15 protein-coding genes are annotated in these 17,933 nt (G+C 68.7%); 8 read left to right on the top strand and 7 right to left on the bottom strand.

Features of this window, described 5'->3' with window-relative positions:
- The first annotated feature begins 89 nt into the window (after nucleotides 1–89).
- Together AB0H50_RS12195 and AB0H50_RS12190 are read left to right on the top strand one after the other, a co-directional pair.
- The gene (locus AB0H50_RS12195; RefSeq protein ID WP_357450304.1) at nucleotides 90–1,142 is read left to right on the top strand and encodes a Gfo/Idh/MocA family oxidoreductase; all 1,053 of its coding nucleotides are present in this window, start codon (nucleotides 90–92) and stop codon (nucleotides 1,140–1,142) included.
- A gap of 61 nt (nucleotides 1,143–1,203) precedes the next feature.
- Nucleotides 1,204–2,004 carry a M50 family metallopeptidase gene (locus AB0H50_RS12190; protein ID WP_357450301.1) on the top strand — a complete coding sequence of 267 codons (801 nt, stop codon included), beginning with the start codon at nucleotides 1,204–1,206 and terminating at the stop codon, nucleotides 2,002–2,004.
- Nucleotides 2,005–2,029: 25 nt separating this feature from the next.
- Here AB0H50_RS12190 and AB0H50_RS12185 read toward each other — a convergent pair whose 3' ends face one another.
- The gene (locus AB0H50_RS12185; protein ID WP_357450298.1) at nucleotides 2,030–2,761 is read right to left on the bottom strand and encodes a methyltransferase; all 732 of its coding nucleotides are present in this window, start codon (nucleotides 2,759–2,761) and stop codon (nucleotides 2,030–2,032) included.
- Nucleotides 2,762–3,268: 507 nt separating this feature from the next.
- Here AB0H50_RS12185 and AB0H50_RS12180 point away from each other — a divergent pair.
- A complete protein-coding gene (locus AB0H50_RS12180; protein ID WP_357450295.1) occupies nucleotides 3,269–4,540 on the top strand; it encodes a HEAT repeat domain-containing protein in 1,272 nt (423 codons plus the stop codon).
- Nucleotides 4,541–4,562: 22 nt separating this feature from the next.
- Here the strand turns inward: AB0H50_RS12180 and AB0H50_RS12175 are convergent, their stop codons facing one another.
- The gene (locus tag AB0H50_RS12175) at nucleotides 4,563–5,045 is read right to left on the bottom strand and encodes a gluconokinase (protein ID WP_357451535.1); all 483 of its coding nucleotides are present in this window, start codon (nucleotides 5,043–5,045) and stop codon (nucleotides 4,563–4,565) included.
- 152 nt (nucleotides 5,046–5,197) lie between these two features.
- Between AB0H50_RS12175 and AB0H50_RS12170 the strand changes: the two genes are divergently transcribed.
- Entirely contained in the window at nucleotides 5,198–6,118 is a 921-nt protein-coding gene (locus AB0H50_RS12170; RefSeq protein WP_357450293.1) for an LLM class F420-dependent oxidoreductase, read from the top strand.
- A 79-nt stretch (nucleotides 6,119–6,197) separates the two neighbouring features.
- Nucleotides 6,198–7,856 carry a serine/threonine-protein kinase gene (locus AB0H50_RS12165; protein WP_357450291.1) on the top strand — a complete coding sequence of 553 codons (1,659 nt, stop codon included), beginning with the start codon at nucleotides 6,198–6,200 and terminating at the stop codon, nucleotides 7,854–7,856.
- A gap of 80 nt (nucleotides 7,857–7,936) precedes the next feature.
- On the opposite strand, the gene AB0H50_RS12160 is transcribed toward AB0H50_RS12165, so the two are convergent.
- Nucleotides 7,937–8,533, bottom strand: coding sequence for a TetR/AcrR family transcriptional regulator (locus AB0H50_RS12160; RefSeq protein ID WP_357450288.1), 597 nt, complete (start codon nucleotides 8,531–8,533; stop codon nucleotides 7,937–7,939).
- Nucleotides 8,534–8,595: 62 nt separating this feature from the next.
- Between AB0H50_RS12160 and AB0H50_RS12155 the strand changes: the two genes are divergently transcribed.
- Nucleotides 8,596–9,042, top strand: a complete 447-nt coding sequence (locus AB0H50_RS12155) for a DUF4345 domain-containing protein (protein WP_357450285.1) — start codon at nucleotides 8,596–8,598, stop codon at nucleotides 9,040–9,042.
- Nucleotides 9,043–9,257: 215 nt separating this feature from the next.
- Here the strand turns inward: AB0H50_RS12155 and AB0H50_RS12150 are convergent, their stop codons facing one another.
- Nucleotides 9,258–9,794 carry a nuclear transport factor 2 family protein gene (locus AB0H50_RS12150; protein ID WP_357450282.1) on the bottom strand — a complete coding sequence of 179 codons (537 nt, stop codon included), beginning with the start codon at nucleotides 9,792–9,794 and terminating at the stop codon, nucleotides 9,258–9,260.
- A gap of 433 nt (nucleotides 9,795–10,227) precedes the next feature.
- Here AB0H50_RS12150 and AB0H50_RS12145 point away from each other — a divergent pair, with 433 nt between their 5' ends.
- Nucleotides 10,228–11,160, top strand: coding sequence for a DUF5995 family protein (locus AB0H50_RS12145; RefSeq protein ID WP_357450280.1), 933 nt, complete (start codon nucleotides 10,228–10,230; stop codon nucleotides 11,158–11,160).
- 124 nt (nucleotides 11,161–11,284) lie between these two features.
- On the opposite strand, the gene AB0H50_RS12140 is transcribed toward AB0H50_RS12145, so the two are convergent.
- Nucleotides 11,285–12,925, bottom strand: coding sequence for a CocE/NonD family hydrolase (locus tag AB0H50_RS12140; protein ID WP_357450277.1), 1,641 nt, complete (start codon nucleotides 12,923–12,925; stop codon nucleotides 11,285–11,287).
- 632 nt (nucleotides 12,926–13,557) lie between these two features.
- Between AB0H50_RS12140 and AB0H50_RS12135 the strand changes: the two genes are divergently transcribed.
- Nucleotides 13,558–14,670: a PQQ-dependent sugar dehydrogenase gene (locus AB0H50_RS12135; RefSeq protein ID WP_357450274.1), complete on the top strand. Its 1,113-nt coding sequence runs from the start codon at nucleotides 13,558–13,560 to the stop codon at nucleotides 14,668–14,670.
- Nucleotides 14,671–14,680: 10 nt separating this feature from the next.
- Here AB0H50_RS12135 and hutU read toward each other — a convergent pair whose 3' ends face one another.
- Nucleotides 14,681–16,342, bottom strand: coding sequence for a urocanate hydratase (gene hutU, locus AB0H50_RS12130; RefSeq protein ID WP_357450271.1), 1,662 nt, complete (start codon nucleotides 16,340–16,342; stop codon nucleotides 14,681–14,683).
- Nucleotides 16,339–17,910, bottom strand: coding sequence for a histidine ammonia-lyase (hutH, locus tag AB0H50_RS12125; protein ID WP_357450268.1), 1,572 nt, complete (start codon nucleotides 17,908–17,910; stop codon nucleotides 16,339–16,341). Before hutH ends, hutU begins: the two co-directional genes overlap by 4 nt.
- Between the last annotated feature and the right edge of the window lie 23 nt (nucleotides 17,911–17,933).

The following is a 17,933-nucleotide window of genomic DNA, read 5'->3' as shown; positions in this document are numbered from 1 at the left end:
GCCGAACCGCGCGCGCTGAGACACCCACCGCGTCGAGCGCTCCGTGCCGCTGCGCCGGCACGCCGGAGCCTGGCGGTAGCGTCGGCCGCATGAGCAGCCTGGAGGTGGCAATCGTCGGATACGGCTTGGCGGGCGCGGTGTTTCACGCACCGCTGATCGCCGCAGAACCGCGCATGCGGGTGGCGGCGGTGGTCACCGGATCGGCGGAGCGAGCGGAGCAGGCCCGCCGCGCGCACGACGGGGTGCGGGTGTTCCCGGACGCCGACGCGCTGTTCGACGACCTCCGCGGCATCGGCCTCGTGGTCGTGGCGACGCCCAATCGCACCCATGCGCCGCTGGCGGCGCGGGCGTTGGACGCCGGGATTCCGACGGTGGTGGACAAGCCGTTCGCGGTCACCGTCGCCGAGGCCGAGGAGCTGGTGGCACGCGCCGCACGGGCGGGCGTCGCCATGTCGGTCTTCCAGAACCGGCGCTGGGACGGCGATTTCCGGACGGTCCGCGCACTGGTCGAGGACGGCAGGCTCGGCGCGGTGCGACGCTTCGAGTCCCGGTTCGAGCGGTGGCGTCCGGTGTCCAAGGGCGGATGGCGGGAGGTCGGCAGCGCCGCCGAAGGAGCGGGTCTGCTCTTCGATCTGGGCAGCCACCTGGTCGATCAAGCGCTTACCCTGTTCGGCCCGGTCCGCTCGGTGTACGGCGAACTGGACCGTCGCCGCCCCGGCATTCAGACCGACGACGACGTCTTCCTCGCGCTGACCCACGACGGCGGTGTCCGCTCGCACCTGTGGATGAGCGCGGTGACGCCCCAGCTCGGCCCGCGCTTCCGGGTACTCGGCGCGGACGCCGGATACGTCACCTACGGACTCGACCCGCAGGAAGAGGCGCTGCGCGCGGGCCGCGACCCACGCGAGGACGAATGGGGCGCGGTCGAATCCGAGCGGTGGGGACTGCTCGGTGCCGAACCGGATCTGTCGCCGTATCCGACGCTCGCGGGCGACTATCCCGCCTTCTACGCCGAGATGGCCGCCGCGATCCTCGACGGCGCGCCGGTCCCGGTGGATCCGCGCGACGCCGTCGCGGCGCTGCGAGTGCTCGAGGCCGCGCGGCGCTCCTCCGACTCCGGGACGGCCGTACCACTCACCTGAACGGACACCCGCGCGGCTTCGCCCCGGTGCGATTCCGGCGCGCGACCGATAGGGTGCGGCGGTGAACACCGCCGAACTGGTCGACCGCGGCGCCTCCATCGCGGATCGGCTCACCACCACGCAGACCCCGCCACCCTGGCAGCTGGTCGTCGTCACCGGAGTGGCGGCGCTGGTGCTGGTCGGCTACAGCCCGCTGTGGCGCCTCACCCGCAACGTCGTCACCATCGCGCACGAGGGCGGCCATGCGTTCACCGCGCTGCTCACCGGTCGCAGACTCAACAGCATCACGCTGCATTCGGACACCTCGGGGCTGACCGTCTCCAGCGGAAAACCGTACGGCCCCGGCATGATATTCACCGCCATGGCGGGCTACCCCGCGCCGCCGCTGCTCGGCCTGGGCTTCGCGGCCCTGCTCGGCGCCGAACGCATCACGCTGATGCTCTGGACGTCCATCGCGCTGCTCGCCGCCGTGCTGATCAAGGTCCGCAACATCTATGGCCTGTGCACGGTGCTCGCGCTGGGCGCCACGGTGTTCGCGGTGTCCTGGTTCGGAACCGACACGACGCAGGCCGCTTTCGCCTACCTCGCGGCGTGGTTCCTGCTGCTGGCCGGGCTGCGCCCCGTCGTCGAGATGCAACGCGGGCGGGTGCACCGCTGGGGCCAGCCGGGCAATGTCGACTCCGACGCCGATCAACTGGCGCGCCTGACCCATATCCCCGCGCTGCTGTGGGTCCTCTTCTTCGGAGCGCTCGCGCTGGCCGCGTTGCTGTTCGGTGGCGGACTGATGTTGTCGGATGCGACGGGGATCTGTCTGCCGGTGGTCTCCGGCGAATGCCCGCCGCCGGGAGTTTCGGCTCCCTGATTCGGGCCTGATACCGCGCTCGCACCTATTCGTCGGCTGCGAGGTGGAAGTCGAGAAGACAGCGTTGATCGGTCAGATCGGTCACCGCGTCGAGGACCAGGCCGTGCGGCGCAGCCAGGGCGCGGAACTCGTCGATCCGGCGCTCGCGACCACCGAACATCACGAGCATGGCCAGATCGAACTCGCTGGCGGCCCGGAGCCCACCGACCGGTTCGACGACCAGCACGCGCCCGGCTGGGCGGACGGCCTCGACACAGCGGTTCAGGATGCGGTGGGCGTGTTCGTCGTCCCAGTCGTGCAGGATGTCAACCAAGAGATAGGCGTCCGCTCCCGCCGGGAGCGGGTCGAAGAAACTGCCCGCCGTCACCTGCGTCCGCGCCTCGAGACCGTGCGCGCTGAAGGTGCGCCTGGCTTGGGCAGCAGTCGGTTCGAGATCGACCAGGTGGCCGTACATCCGAGGGTGAGCGGCGACGATCGCGGCGAGCACGCTGCCCTGGCCACCCCCCACGTCGACGATGGTGGAAAACCGCGACCAATCGAAACCAGCGACGATCTGCGGTATCTGATCGCGGATGCGGTGGGTCATCTGCCGGTCGAACGACGCACGCAGGTACGGATATTCGGCGAGGTCGGCCCAGAAGTCCTGCCCGTAGCGGCGCGGATAGGCCGCCTGGCCGGTGGTGATGCTGTGGGCCAGCTCGATGAACGCCAACTCCGCCCGCCCGCCCGCGGCATCCAGATGCAGAAGGTCGGTCAAGCCGTTGCCTGCATCGGCACAGAGGTTCGCTCCGTACTCGGTCGTCCGGTAACCAGTGCAGGTCCGTTCGACGACACCGAGGGTTGCCAGGTGGCTCAGCAAAAGCTCGAGCGCAACCGGGGCGACCCCGAGTTCGGCCGCGAGTTCGTCGACGGAAGCTCCATCACCGAGAAGCGAATCGGGAAGCCTCAGAGTCACCGCAACCCGCAGCGCCATCGGTGTAGCCAGCCCAGCCATGCGACGGATCGAGTCCGCATCGTCATTGCGTTCCACAACAATCCACTGTGCCCTGCCCGTCAACCGAAATAAGCGATCCCGCCCTTACGTAGCCGAGCCCCGCGTCCCAGCGCCTGCGGTGCCCAGACCACGGAGGGACCCTGCGGCTGCCCGCCTACAACTGCCTATGCATGGCATGGTTGATTGCTCATCGAATGCTGCCGTGCGGTGAGCGCCTGGGTGTGTGATGGTTTCGCCGATGTAAGAGGTAGCGGCCTTACAGTGGGCAGTATGGACGGTGTGGACGCACAGTTGTCGCGGATCGTGGACAAGCTCACGCGGGCCGCAGCCGATCCGGGATTGCTGGAAGCGTTCGGTGCACGCACGCATGGGTTTCGGCTGAATCCGCCGCTGTCGGAGTCGACCGTCGCGGCGTTCGAAACCGAGCACGATGTCGTCCTACCGGAAGGCTATCGCCGGTTCCTGCTCGAGATTGCAGACGGCGGCGCCGGACCGAGCTACGGGTTGCTCGAGTTGGCCGAGGCATACGGTGAGGTAGCCGACTGCTTCACCGGATACCTCGCCGAGCCGAGTCCGTTCGTACCCGGGATCGCGTACTCCGATGACTGGTGGAATCGGTTCTCGGGACAACAGGACCGCCCGGACCCGTTACAGGGAACGCTCTCTGTTGTTCATCACGGCTGCACCAGCTACACCCAGCTCGTGATATCCGGACCTGGGCGCGGTCGGCTGGTTGCCATCGATCACAACGGTGTCCCGGCTCCATACGTCCTGGAAGATCCCGACTTCTTGACATGGTACGAGCGCTGGCTGGATGAACTGCTCGCTGGTTACAACGTCGACTGGTTCAGCGACAAACTTCCCGGAGACGAAGCCATCCTGCTCGGTATCCTCTCGGCCGATCCGTCAGCCGAGCGACGCGCCCGTGCGGCCACCTCGCTGCAATGTCTCCCGCGGCTCTCCGCGGCAGCGATACCTACCTTGGCGGCCGCGGTGGCAGACCCGTCCGTACTCGTGCGGGCCACCGTTCTAGGGTGCGCATGGAGATCGAAGATCCCGATCGATGCGGCTGCACGAACGGCATTGAACGATCCAGACGCCTCGGTCCGGGCTGAAGCCATCAGTGTTTTGCGGGTCCTTGGCACACCCGATCTCGCCGAGCGAGCCCGTGCACTGTTCGAAGACCATGACACGGAAGTGACACGGCAAGCGATGTGGGCGCTAGCCGAGAGCGGCGACCTGACGGTCGCCGACCTGGCCCCGCTGGTTGCACGACCGGATCCGCGCACCCGTGCGTCAGCCCTGTACTATCTGGCCGAAACACACGGTGACGCAACGGATCTGATCGCACGTGCTTTCGCCGACGAACAACCGCAGGTACGCCGCCAAGCGATCCAGACGGCAGAACTGCGCGACGACCGGGTAGTTCTCCCGCTCCTGCAACGCAGGATCCGGTCCGAAACCGACACCTACGTCCTGGCCAACCTTCACCGCGTGATCTCCGCATGGACCGACACCCCATCGACCACTCGGACCAGCTGACACGCGAGCCACATTCCCGGATTCAGGATGGGCGGGCGCTGTGCAGGACCGCGATCGTCTCGCGGACCAGGTCCGCGGGCGCTCGGGTGGCGTCGACGGCGATGCCGCGTTCGTCTGCTCCCAGCGGTTCCAGTGTTTCCAGCTGGGAGTCGAGCAGGCTCGCCGGCATGAAATGGTCACGGCGCGTGGACATCCGGCGGGCAAGCTCTTCGCGGGAGGCCGTCAGGTGCACGAACAGGATGTCGGGCGTTGCCGCCCGTAGCCGATCCCGATAGTCGCGCTTCAGTGCCGAACAGCTGACGACGCCCCCGGCCGTTCGTTCGGCCAGCCAGGCGGCGATGCTGTCCAGCCAAGGGACGCGGTCGGCATCGGTGAGCGGTTCGCCCGCTCGCATCTTGGCCACGTTGGCCGGTGGGTGGAAGTCGTCGCCCTCGGCGAACGGGACACCCAAGGTGTGCGCGAGCCTGCCGCCGATGGTCGACTTGCCCGCCCCGGAGACGCCCATGACGACGACGCGCGCAACGGGGACTTCGGTCACGGTGGTCCTCCTCGAAGACGGGCGTGCGCCGGTGCGTTCGCAGCCGACCCTAGTGGCATCGGCCACTCTCCGGGGTGCGCGGCGCGAATCACCCAGATCCCTCGGGCACGATGGACTTCATGAAACTGCGCATCTTCACCGAGCCGCAGCAAGGCGCGGACTACGAGACCCTGCTGACCGTCGCGAAAGCTGCCGAGGACTTGGAGTTCGACGCGTTCTTCCGCTCCGATCACTACCTCGCCATGGGCGGCTCCGACGGTCTGCCCGGCCCCACCGACGCCTGGATCACCCTCGCCGGCCTGGCCAGGGAGACCCGCCGCATCCGGTTGGGCACGCTGGTCACCGCCGCCACCTTCCGGCTGCCCGGCCCGCTGGCGATCCAGGTCGCGCAGGTCGATCGGATGTCCGGCGGCCGCGTCGAGTTCGGCCTCGGCACCGGCTGGTTCGCCGAGGAGCACGCCGCGTACGGCATCCCGTTCCCCTCGGACAAGTTCGCGCGCTTCGAGGAACAGCTCGCGATCGTCACCGGGCTATGGGCGACCAAGCACGGCGACACCTTCAGCTTCGACGGCAAGCACTACCAGCTCACCGACTCCCCCGCGCTGCCCAAGCCGGTGCAGGACCCGGTGCCGGTGCTGATCGGCGGCCACGGCGCCACCCGCACGCCGCGGCTGGCCGCGCAGTACGCGAGCGAGTTCAACATGCCCTTCGCCTCGCTGGACGACAGCGCCCGCCAGTTCGAGCGGGTCCGCGCCGCGGCCGAGTCGTACGGACGCCGCGCCGACGACCTGGTGTACTCCAACGCCCTGGTGGCCTGCGTCGGCAGCAGCGACGCCGAGATCGCCCGCCGCGCCGCCGCCATCGGCCGCGAGGTGGACGAGCTGAAGACGAACGGGCTGGCCGGCTCGCCGGACGAAGTGGTCGACAAGATCGGCCGCTTCGCCGAGATCGGCGCGAGCCGCATCTACCTGCAGATCCTCGACCTCGACGACCTCGCGCACCTGGAGCTGATCGCGGACAAGGTCAAGTCCCAGCTCTGACGCCGCGCGGCGCGGCTGCCCCTCGAACCGGGGTCGTCGCGCCGCTCGGTGCTGCCGGGTTCGGGTCGGTAGCCTTTCGATGTTCGACCGTTCGAAGGGAACCGACTGCGCGATGCAACCGCTCGGCACGAACGATCCGCGACGGATCGGCGACTACCGGCTTCTCGGCGTCCTCGGAGCGGGCGGAATGGGACGGGTCTATCTCGGGCGCAACGCGGGCGGTCGCACCGTGGCGGTGAAGGTGATCCGTCCGGATCTGGTGGGCGGCAACGAATTCCGGACCCGGTTCCGGCGCGAGGTGGCGGCGGCGCAGCAGGTCGGCGGACGCTTCACCGCCCCCGTGCTCGACGCCGACGTGGACGCCGACCCGCCCTGGCTGGCAACCGGGTATGTGGCGGGGTTCGCGCTGTCCGAGGCGGTGGAGCGGTTCGGCACCTTCTCGGAGAACACGCTTCTGGTGCTGGCCCGAGACCTGGCCGAGGCGCTGGTGGCGGTGCACGAGGCCGGGGTGGTGCATCGCGATCTGAAGCCGTCCAATGTGCTGCTCGCCGTGGACGGGCCCAAGGTGATCGACTTCGGCATCGCGCGCGCCGTCGAGGACACCGCGCTGACCACCACCGGAAAGGTCATCGGCTCACCGGGTTTCATGTGTCCGGAGCAGGTGACCGGCGAGCCGGTCGGTCCGGCGAGCGATGTGTTCGCCCTCGGCGGCGTGCTGGCGTTCGCGGCCGCGGGGCACGGCCCGTTCGGTGCGGGCGAGACGATGCAGATGCTGTGGCGCATCGTGTACGAGGACCCGCACCTGGACGCCGTGCCGGATCGGCTGCGGCCTTTGGTCGCGTCCTGCCTCGCCAAGGATCCCGCCACTCGGCCGACACCACACCGGCTGCTCGACGACCTGGCCGCGCTCGGGGTGCCCGAGCACGCGGGGTGGCTGCCGCCGCCGGTCCTGGAGGAAATGAGCGTGCGCGCGGTGCGGTTGCTCGACCTGGATTCCGGGCCGGTGGACGTGCCCGCCGAGCTGAGCGTATCCCCCGGCGCCTCCGCGCCCGGCGGGCAGGATCTCGGTCGGCCGCGCATCGCCGATGCGGCGCCGCCGGATCCGACCGGTCAGCGGAGCTATTCGCAGTGGCAACCCGCGCGACAAGGGCCTTTCGCAGCGCAGAGTGCCGCCCAGCCCGCGGGTGCGACCACCGGAAGCCAGCAGGCTCATGTTCGCCGCGGCCCGCTGCTGGCCGGACTGCTGGTCGCCTGCGTGGTGGTCGCGATCGGCGCGTTCGTCATCGGCGCCCAGCTGCGCGGGTCCGGCGGCGACAACGGGGGAAGCGGGGCCTCCGCGTCGGCCGCTCCGATCACCGGCGCTTCGAGTACCGCGACCGGCGCGGCCGTGACGAGCGTGCCGAGGGCCTTCGTCGGCGCCTGGCGCGGCACCGCCGCGGACGGCTTGGTCACCTTCGACATCGAATTGAGCGTCCGGGAAGGCGAAGTCGGTCAGGAGGTGGCCACCTCGGCCAACACCGGCAAGCTGTCCCAGCAGCGCTGCGCGCGAAACGAACGACTCACCGCGGCCACCGAGAACCAGCTCACCTTCGTCGCGCGGCTCACCGCCGACAGTCCCGCCGACTGCACCGACGGCGGTTCCACCTCCACGGTGCGGCTCCAGCCGGACGGCTCGCTGTCCTACAGCACGCCGGGCGTCTTCGGCGGCACCATCGCGGGCACTCTGCATCGCGGCTGAGCCGTCTACCCCGCCATCGCTTTTGGCAGATCCCGTCGGTGACGGCAAGGTAGGTGCGCGCCGGTATGACCGGGGCGATGTCAGTTCGGCGGCTGCGGCGAATCATCAAGTGCCGCCAGCGCTCCGGTCAGGGCTCCGAGGCAGGTCGAACGGACTTGGTCGCGCGTGAGACTGTCGTTTTCCAGCCAATCCAGACACAGCGTGTGCACGAACATCAACCAGGACGTCAGGATTGCGGACATGGTCTCGCGAACCGTGCCGGTGAGGCCGCTGGCGCCGAGGATGACCTCGCGCATCGCGGCGTGTTCACCGTAGACGATGGCTTGCACGACCGGATCGCCGGACAATGCGCGATTGGCGGCGAGCACCGTGTTGCGGTTGGCGGCGAAGTACTCCAGGTGTGCGTCCAGCCCGGCCCCGATCTGCTCGGCGAGCGGTACATCGGGTTCGAACCGGACCTCGGATTGCAGCGATTCCGCGGCTCGCTGATAGATCGCGGCGAACAAGGCGCTCTTCTTCGGAAAGTGACGGTAGAGCAGTGCGCGGGAAATGCCCGCCCGATCCGCGATCTGATCCATCTGCACCCGGTCGTAGGGCAGTTCGGCGAACAGCTGCGCGCCGACGTCCAGTATTTCGGCGCGACGCTGGTCCGGGGTGAGGCGGCGGCGCGGAGGCATCGCCCCAGGGTAGTTGACGCGTGTTTACTAGGCGGGTTACGCTCCCGGTAGTTAGTTGACACGTGTCTACCAGTGCTCATCGGCCGGGAGGCGAAGCAGTGCGAGCTGGATTGCGATGGTTTCTCATAATCTTCGGTGTGAGCTGCGCTCTTATCGCGCTGGCGCACATCTTCATCGGGCCGAGCACCTACATCGGCGGCAATACGCCGAACGCGACGCTGGACTCCGATCTACGCATGGTGATGGTGCTGTTCTTCGCCTACGGTGCCCTATGCGTATGGGCCGCACGGGATTTGGACCGGAACGCCGGACTGATCCATCTGTTGATGGCGGTGTTCTTCGTCGGCGGTCTGGTGCGACTGATGACGGTCGCCTACGTCGGCTGGCCGCACTGGTTCTACATCGCCATGATGGTGGTGGAAATCGTTACACCGCTGGTCGTTTCCCCGCTACTGCAACGGGTGACCGGACGTCCGGCGCATGCGGACCTGATCGAGCTGGCCCGATAACGGACGAGTGCGCTTGCGGGCTCGCGCCTGCCTGGTGAGTTCGGTGATCCGGTCGGGGCGGTGAGGATTGTCGAGTTCGGCCACCAGCTCGTCGGGCACAAACGGAAGCCCTTGGTTATCGAAAGTCGTTCTGTCGCAAGAAGACATGATCGACCAAGGGCTTCACCCGTGATCACCCGGGGTCGCAAAACGCCAGTTCAGAGGTAGAACTCGAGCTAGTTGTCCGTGCGGGCCGGGGCACAGTACGCGCCCGGCCCACCGGCCTCGCAGGCGCATTCGAGGTGGATGTCCTCAACGACAGACATTGGAGCTGATTCAGGTATCTCGCCCTCCGCGACTTCGCGGTAGATCATTTCGTAGCCGCGAGAGGTGTCCAGGTATTCGCGGACGCGGTGGATGCGGCCGTCGCGGAGTTCGAAGACGAAGCAGTAGTCGTTGACGTAGGGGTCGCCATTGGCGAGGGTGGCGCTCATGGTGTGCTCCACGATGACTCGGTCGCCCTCGGCGTAGACCCCGTGGTGGGTAATTGCGACATCCTCCACGAACAGGCGAGGGAAGTCGTCGGCGAAATAGTCGGCGATTGCGGTGCGGCCGGTCATGTGACTCGAGACCTCGAGCGTAATGGCGGTGGCGTTGGCCGCGGGGGCGAGCCACTCCGCGTCGTCGGTGAAGAAGTCGGCGAAACAGTCGAAGTCCTGCTCGGCGAACGCGCGCCACATGTCCTGGACGACTGCCTTGTTCTCATCGGTCACCGGCCGATGATAGCGATGGACGCCAGAAATGCTGGTGGACAGGAGTATTCAGACTCCAAGTGCGGTTTCTCGGCGCGGCAGCGGGTGCACGGGTGAACCTCGTGCAGGACGGTGTCGGCAGTCGCCTCGCGATCGGTGTGACGAGAGCAACGGGCACAACCGTGATGGGCGATGAGCCAGACAGGATGCGAAAGCACCCGAACACACCGGTGCCAGGACGACTCATCCAGATGTCGAGAGGTCCCCCTGGCAACGCCGGCGGACGTCGATGGAGTCGCGGCAGAACATCTCGGCGCCATAGGATCACCGGCACCGATAGTGCGGACAACCGGAATTCGCCACTACCCGTGTGATACTCGTTCGGTCGACTGGCCCCGCCCTCAGGCGACTCCTCGGAAAACACAGGCCCCCGCCCTCGGAAAACGGAGCAGCGATGAATTCGGCAGGCACGCGTCTCGCACGCGTGAACGGCACCGCCCGCACCACACTCGCTCTGGCGGTCTCGCTGGCACTGCTGGTCGCCGCGGCGCTGGTGGGTGTCGACGCACCGCAGGCACACGCCGCCGGCCTCGATAGCGCCTGCGGCACACCGCTGTCCGCCGCCGAGGTGGACACCGTCGTGGAGCTTTCCGATACGACCACGCTGACCGGCACGGTCATGGAACAGCTGGAGCAGGCGGTCGCCAACCACGGTCGTATCGTCGAGATCCTCGCCGAGCACCGGGACCGGCGTGGCGTGTTCGCGATCGGGCTCGATGCCATCGAACAGGCGGCGGTGATGCCACTGCAGCGCGCCGAGGCCGCCTTCGATGATCCGGACTGGTCGCACCGCATCAGCCTCGAACTGCTGTCCCGCTTCCTGCGCAACCTGCACGCCGAATTCAGCGGCGGCGCAACGGAACCCCACTGGGCGCACTACTTCGCCCTGACGAAACAGTGCCTGCTCTCCCCCGCCCTGGTCGCGATGGCGGGCTACAACGCACACCTCAGCATCGACCTCTCGCTCTCGGTGGCGGCGCTGCGCGGCACCCCCGCGAACGGACCCGACTACTTCCGGATCGTCGACGCCATCGCTATCGAGGGCTTCCGCATCGTCGAGGTCACCAAGGCGGTCTACGGCGGCGACCTCGGCCCGCTCTGGCGCTTCTATTTCCTCGGTGAGGGCCTCGACGCCGTCCTCGGCGCGGGCGTCGCGACCGGCCCCCTGCTCCGTGTGGCCGACGCGGGCGCCAACGTCGTGATCTTCGGCAACGGCCTCGCCCTGCGAGACCCCGCGCTGGCCCCGGCCGTCCGCGCCGAAATGGACCTCCTCTGGCGCAGCGCCGACGCCGCCTTCGAAGTGCTCGCCGCCCTCGGCGGCCTGTGAACGGTTCCGCCGATCGAGATTCACATATCGCGGAGGTAGAACGGCGAAGCTGTGTGCACCACACCGCGCGGTGTGGTGCACACAGGCCGTAGCGACGCCTCGAAGGGGCGTCCGGAATCGACGGTCAGGACGATATGGGCACGTCCACGTAGGCCGGACCGTGTTCGGCGGAGAGCGTGACGGTGGATCCGTCGATGGTTTCGTCGCCGTACAGATGATCCTTGGTGTCGATGATCATCGTCAGCTTGTGACGGGCTGGGATCCGGTAGTCGGTCGCCTGCAATCGGACGTTCACCGGGGTCGGGTGACCGACCTCGCGGTTCTGCACAGTGACGGCGGCATGGGTGATGATCCGCATCTGGCCGGTGAAGGGATTGTGGTCGAACAGGTAGGCGATGATCGTGACGGTCTTGCCGGACGGGGTGACGGTGACCTGCACTTCGGGAGCGCCCGCTATGCGCCGGGGCTCCGAGAACGGCTCGGTGGTCCAGACCGCGGCGGCGCTACGGTCGACGTCGTCGAGCAGCTGGCGCTTGGGCATGAGGAGTCGTTCGAGGAAACCGTCGAACACCAACGTGCTCGCCGCCTGGACCTGTTCGGTGCCCGCTTGAATGCTCTGGCTGTTGGACGGCGTCGGCCGCGTGGTCAACACGCCGTCGGTGGACCCGCCGCTGGGAGCGTCGAGGTAGTAGCGCAACATCGAGTTCGACCACGATTTCAGGTCCGCGGAGGCTTCCATGACGAAGGTGTGCATGGTCTCGGTGTGCACGATGCCGTCGCGCTCGATGCCGTTGTCCAGGCCACGCAAGTGGTGGTCCAGCCAGTCGTAGGCGGCTTCCGTGGTCCGGGTGTACACGCCCAAGGTGAGTCCGGGAATCTCGACGGCGCCGTGATCGCCCACGGCGAGGTCGAGGCGCTTGGGGCCGGGGTAGCGATCGAAGTAGTCGAGCAGCTGGTTCTGCGGAAAGATGGTTTCGTGCCAGTAGCTGGTGAAAAAGGTTGGCACGGGCCGCTGTTCGTCCGGGTTCAAGTGCGCGGGCGAGCGCGGTTCGGCCCAGTCGAGCACCGCCGGGATATTGGTGTTGTTCTCGAAGTCGTCGAGGACCTTCAGCAGGTCGGCGCTTGGCCGGTCGCTGATCGCGGCGAGAGCTCGCGCGGCCATGATGTGCCGCGTCGTGTTGTCGTAGAGCGCTTCGCCCAGGTCCGCCCACGTGCTCAGCGCGACGACCGCTTTGACCCGCGGGTCCTCGTTGGCGACCAGCTGGCTGATGCCGGAACCGTAGGAGATGCCGACCATGCCGATCCGGTCCGGATCGGCGTCGAGGTCACTGTTGTCGAGCGCCCAGTCGATGACCTTGCGCCCGTCCCGGATGTCCTCGGGCCCGGCCACCGTCAGCTCGCCTTCGGAACCCGGCAGACCCCGTTCGGTGTAGGCGACGACGGCATAGCGGCGCATCAGCAGCCTGATGATGGCGCCGCCGTACATCTTCCAGCCGGTGGGGTCGAGTCCGGCGGGCAGGATGATCAGCGGGTGCGGACCGCCGGTGAGCGGCCAAGCGGCGAAGGCGTCGAGCAGCACGCCTCCGTCGCCGGGTATCCGCTCGGCGCCGAGGCGGCACTGAGTTCGGACCGCGTCGATGTCGTCGACGAGGTCGGCCGGGACGCCCGCGGCGTTTCCGGTGAGCAGGTCGCGCACGACCGCGTCGACGTCGGTTTCCTGATCGGAAGAAAGCAACCGCAGTCGGTCCTGGGGGGTCTGTGACATGTCCGTTCCTTTCGATCCAGTCTCGTCCGAGGGGTTTGTCGCGCGCCGTCGGTCACCGGGCACGGAAAGAGGGCCGGACCACGGGAAAGCGAATCTTCCTGCCGCAGAGAATGATTCGATGTCCAGACCAGAATCTGCGCGGGCTGGCTGCGGACATCACTGCGCTGCCCGCTCGGCGATCACGTTTCCCGGGGTGCGGCGATGCTGCGATGACTATTCGATGGGTATGACCGTACTCACTACGTCGACTGCCGCGGGAGATCGCTCGATGATCATGCTGCGCCCCTGGTCGTAGTGTCCGCACAATCTGGGTACGAAGATCCCCGGGCAATCGGCCCAACGGTCCGGATCAAGTACCGTTGTGCGCCTTCACGTTCGAAACGCTGTACCGATCTCGGCCTGCTGGGAATTTTACCCCGCGTCTCGGACCTCCGTAGTGGAATCTACGACGGCGCTGATATCGCTGGGTCGGGTTGGGGTTTCTCCCGGCACGAGCACAGGGCATGATCGAGAAGGGGTGGGTTTCAGTACGGCGGGATCTGGGCCCTGGACCTGCTCACGAGCGGGGTGCGGGCTCGATTCGGTCGCCGAACTCGAGGACAGTGCCGGTCGAGCGAACAGGGAGCACGAGCATGGGATCTGTGCGGGTGAAGGGTAGGGCAGCGGCCGGTGCCGCCCTGTTCGCTCTCTTCATGGTCGCCGCCTGTGGCGCGGAGCGCACCGAGACCGAGGAGACGACGACGCCGGTCGTGACGAGCACCGTCGCGAGCAGCCCCTCGGGCGTGCCGGATCTCGCGGCTCCCGAGGAAGTGGCACAGGGAATCGATGTGCCGTGGGGTCTGGCTTTCCTGCCCGACGGCACGGCGCTGGTCGCCGAGCGCGACACCGGGAAGATCCTGCGAGTGGCGCCCGGACGACCGCCGGAAGCGGTGTACGACGTACCCGGGGTCGTCGCGGGCGGCGAAGGCGGGCTGCTCGGTCTCGCGGTGTCGCCGGAGTTCGCCGAAAACGGTTACGTGTACGCCTATTTCACCGCGAGCGCGGACAACCGGATCGTGCGATTCCGGCTCGACGGACCGCCGGAGGTCGTCTTCGAGGGAATCGCCAAGGCGGGCAACCACAATGGCGGGAGGATCGCGTTCGGGCCCGACGGCATGCTCTATGTCTGCACCGGCGACGCGGCACGCAGCGCGCTGGCTCAGGACCCGGCCTCGCCGAACGGCAAGATCTTGCGTCTGACACCGGAAGGCAGGCCCGCGCCGGGCAATCCGACTCCGGACTCGCCGGTCTACAGCCTCGGCCACCGGAACGTGCAGGGTCTCGCCTGGGATCGGGCGGGACGGTTGTTCGCCGCCGAATTCGGCCAGAATCGCCTCGACGAGATCAATCTCGTGGAACCGAACCGCAACTACGGGTGGCCCGCGGTGGAGGGCGGTGGCGGCGCGGGCCGCGGTTACGTCGATCCCGTCGTCACCTGGACCACGGCCGAGGCGTCGCCGTCGGGCATCGCCATCGCGGGCGACACCCTCTACGCCGCGGCGCTGCGTGGCGAAAGGCTGTGGACCGTACCGCTGGTGAACGGATCGGCGGGCACACCGCGAGCGATGTTCGAGGAGCGGTACGGCCGCCTGCGCACCGTGGCGGTGGCGCCGGACGGAGCGCTGTGGGTCACCACCTCGAACACCGACGGCCGCGGTGACGTGCGCCCCGGCGACGATCGCATCCTCCGCTTCCCCGCGCGCTGAACCAGAACGCTCAGCCGTTGTCCCGCAACGGAATCGGCAGGCCCTGCGCCTCCGCGACGGACCCGGCCCGTTCGTATCCCGCGTCCGCGTGCCGCAGCACGCCCATCGCCGGATCGTTGGTGAGCACGCGTTCGAGCTTCTGCCCCGCCAGCTCGGTGCCGTCGGCCACGCACACTTGCCCGGCGTGTATCGACCGCCCGATGCCGACGCCGCCGCCGTGGTGGATGGACACCCAGCTGGCCCCGGACGCGGTGTTCACCAGGGCGTTCAGCAGCGGCCAGTCCGCGATGGCGTCGGAACCGTCTGCCATCGCCTCGGTTTCGCGATAGGGCGAGGCGACGCTGCCCGAATCGAGGTGGTCGCGGCCGATCACGACCGGCGCCCGCAGCTCGCCGCCCGCGACCATCTCGTTGAACCGCAACCCGGCCAGGTGCCGCTCGCCGTAGCCGAGCCAGCAGATCCGCGCGGGCAGCCCTTGGAACGCCACGCGCTGCCCGGCCAGCGCGATCCACCGGCGCAGGGATTCGTTGTGCGGGAACAGGTCCAGGATCGCGCGATCGGTCGCGGCGATATCGGCGGGATCACCGGACAGTGCCGCCCAGCGGAACGGCCCCTTGCCCGCGCAGAACAGCGGCCGGATGTAGGCGGGCACGAAACCCGGATAGTCGAAGGCCCTTTCGCATCCACCGAGGCGGGCCTCACCGCGCAGCGAGTTGCCGTAGTCGAAGACCTCCGCGCCGCGGTCGAGGAAACGCAGCATGCCGTCGACGTGTTCGGCCATGGATTCCCTGGCGCGCTCGGTGAATTCGTCGGGCTTGCGGGCCGCGTAGCCGGGCCAGTCGGCCAGGTCGACACCGCGGGGCAGGTAGGACAGCGGATCGTGGGCCGAGGTCTGGTCGGTGACGATGTCGGCGGGCAGATCCGCCGCGGCCAGACGCGGCAGCAGCTCCGCCGCGTTGCCGATCAAGCCGACCGACAACGCCTTTCGCTCCGCGCGCGCCGCGGTGACCCGGCGGATCGCGTCGTCGACGTCGTCGGCGATCTCGTCCAGGTAGCGGTCGCGCAGCCGCCGCCGCGCCCGCGCGGGATCGCATTCGACGATCAGCGCCGCGCCGCCGTTCATGGTGACCGCCAGCGGTTGCGCGCCGCCCATCCCGCCGAGACCCGCGCTGAGCGTCAGCGTGCCTGCGAGGGTGCCGCCGAATCGTTTGTCCGCGATCGCGGCGAAGGTCTCGTAGGTGCCCTGGAGGATGCCCTGGGTGCCGATGTAGATCCACGAGCCTGCGGTCATCTGCCCGTACATGGTCAGTCCGAGCGCCTCCAGCCTGCGGAACTCGGGCCACGTCGCCCAGTCCCCCACCAGGTTCGAGTTCGCGATCAGCACCCGTGGCGCCCACTCGTGCGTCCGCAGCACACCGACCGGTTTACCGGACTGCACCAGCAGCGTCTCGTCCGGCGCGAGCGTGGTCAGCGTGCGGCTGATCGCGTCGAAACTGGCCCAATCCCTGGCGGCCTTGCCGGTGCCGCCGTAGACCACCAGGTCGTGCGGGCGTTCGGCGACCTCGGGGTCGAGGTTGTTGTGCAGCATGCGCAGCGCGGCCTCGGTCTGCCAGGTGCGGGCCGTCAGATGGGTGCCGCGCGCCGCACGCACTGTCGGATGCTCCGTGGTCATGACTGCCTCCGTTCGCCGGGTGCCGGATCCGAGTCCAGGTGCGGGGCGACCGCGCGTAGCAGCGCGCCGTCGCGGATGAGGTCCGTGGCGGCCGCGATCTCGGGGGCCAGATGCCGATCCGGTCCCGGCCCCTCGACCCTGGTGCGCAACAGCGTGACCGCCGCGGCGGTGGCGGGCGCCGGGCGCAGCGGGGCTCGCAACTCGAGCGCGCGGGCGGCGGTGAGGTACTCCACCGCGAGCACGGTGGTGAGCCCGTCGACCGCCACACGAAGTTTGCGTGCGGCCGACCAGCCCATGGACACGTGGTCCTCCTGCATGGCGCTGCTCGGAATGGAATCCACCGAGGCGGGCACCGCGATCCGCTTCAGTTCGCCGACCAGCGCGGCCTGGGTGTACTGGGCGATCATGTGCCCGGAATCGACGCCGGGGTCGGCGGCGAGAAATGCCGGAAGTCCATGGGAGCGAGCGACATCAAGCATGCGGTCGGTGCGGCGTTCGGCCATGCTCGCGACGTCGGCGACCGGGATGGCCAGGAAGTCGAGCACGTAGGCCAGTGGCGCGCCGTGGAAGTTGCCGTTGGATTCCAGGCGTCCGTCGGCGAGCACCACCGGGTTGTCGATGGCGGCGGCCAGCTCCCGGTCGGCCACCATCTCCGCGTGGGCGATGGTGTCGCGGGCCGCGCCGTGCACCTGCGGCGCGCATCGCAGCGAATAGGCGTCCTGCACCCGATGACAGTCCCGGTGGCTGGCCACGATCTGAGAACCGGCGAGCGCGGACCGCATCCGCGCCGCGGCGAGTGCCTGGCCCGGGTGCGGCCGCAGGGCTTGCAGGTCGGCGGCGAAGACGCGGTCGGTGCCGAGCAGCGCTTCGACGCTCATGGCGGCGGTGACGTCGGCGACGTCGAGCAGCCGGTGCAGGTCGGCCAGGGCGAGCACCAGCATGCCGAGCATGCCCTCGGTGCCGTTGGTGAGGGCGAGCCCCTCCTTCTCCGCCAGCACGACGGGCGTGATTCCGCTGGCGCGCAGGGCTTCTCGGGCTTCGGTCACGCGTCCCTCGGCATCGGTCACGACGCCTTCGCCCATCAGCGCGAGCGCGACCGCGGCCAGCGGCGCGAGGTCGCCGGAGCAGCCGAGCGAGCCGAACTCGGGCACCTCGGGGGTGATACCCGCGTTGAGCACGGCGGCCAGCGCGTGCGCGGTCGCCGGCTGGGCCCCGGTGTATCCCGAGGCGAGGGTGCGCAGTCGCAGCACCATCTGCGCGCGCACGACCTCCCGCTCCACGGCGGGGCCCGCGCCCGCGGCGTGCGAGCGGATCAGCGATCGTTGCAGCGCGGCGCGGCGCTGCTGCGGGATGTGGCGAATCGCCAGCGCGCCGAATCCGGTGGAGACGCCGTAGGTCGGCGTCGGCGCCTCGGCCAAGGCGTCGACGTGCGCTCGGGCGGCGATCAGCCGCTGCTCGGCGGCGGCGCTCAACCGAACCGGAACGCCGTCGCGCGCGACCGCGACGACCTGTGCCCTGCTCAGCGGCCCATCGATGATCACGGCCGACTGCGACGCGATATCCGGCATGGTTCCATTCTGCGCCGGACTCG

Origin of the sequence: Nocardia sp. NPDC050793 (genome assembly GCF_040654065.1) — a bacterium.
Classification (GTDB): Bacteria; Actinomycetota; Actinomycetes; order Mycobacteriales; family Mycobacteriaceae; genus Nocardia.
This window is presented reverse-complemented; position numbering and strand designations above follow the sequence as displayed.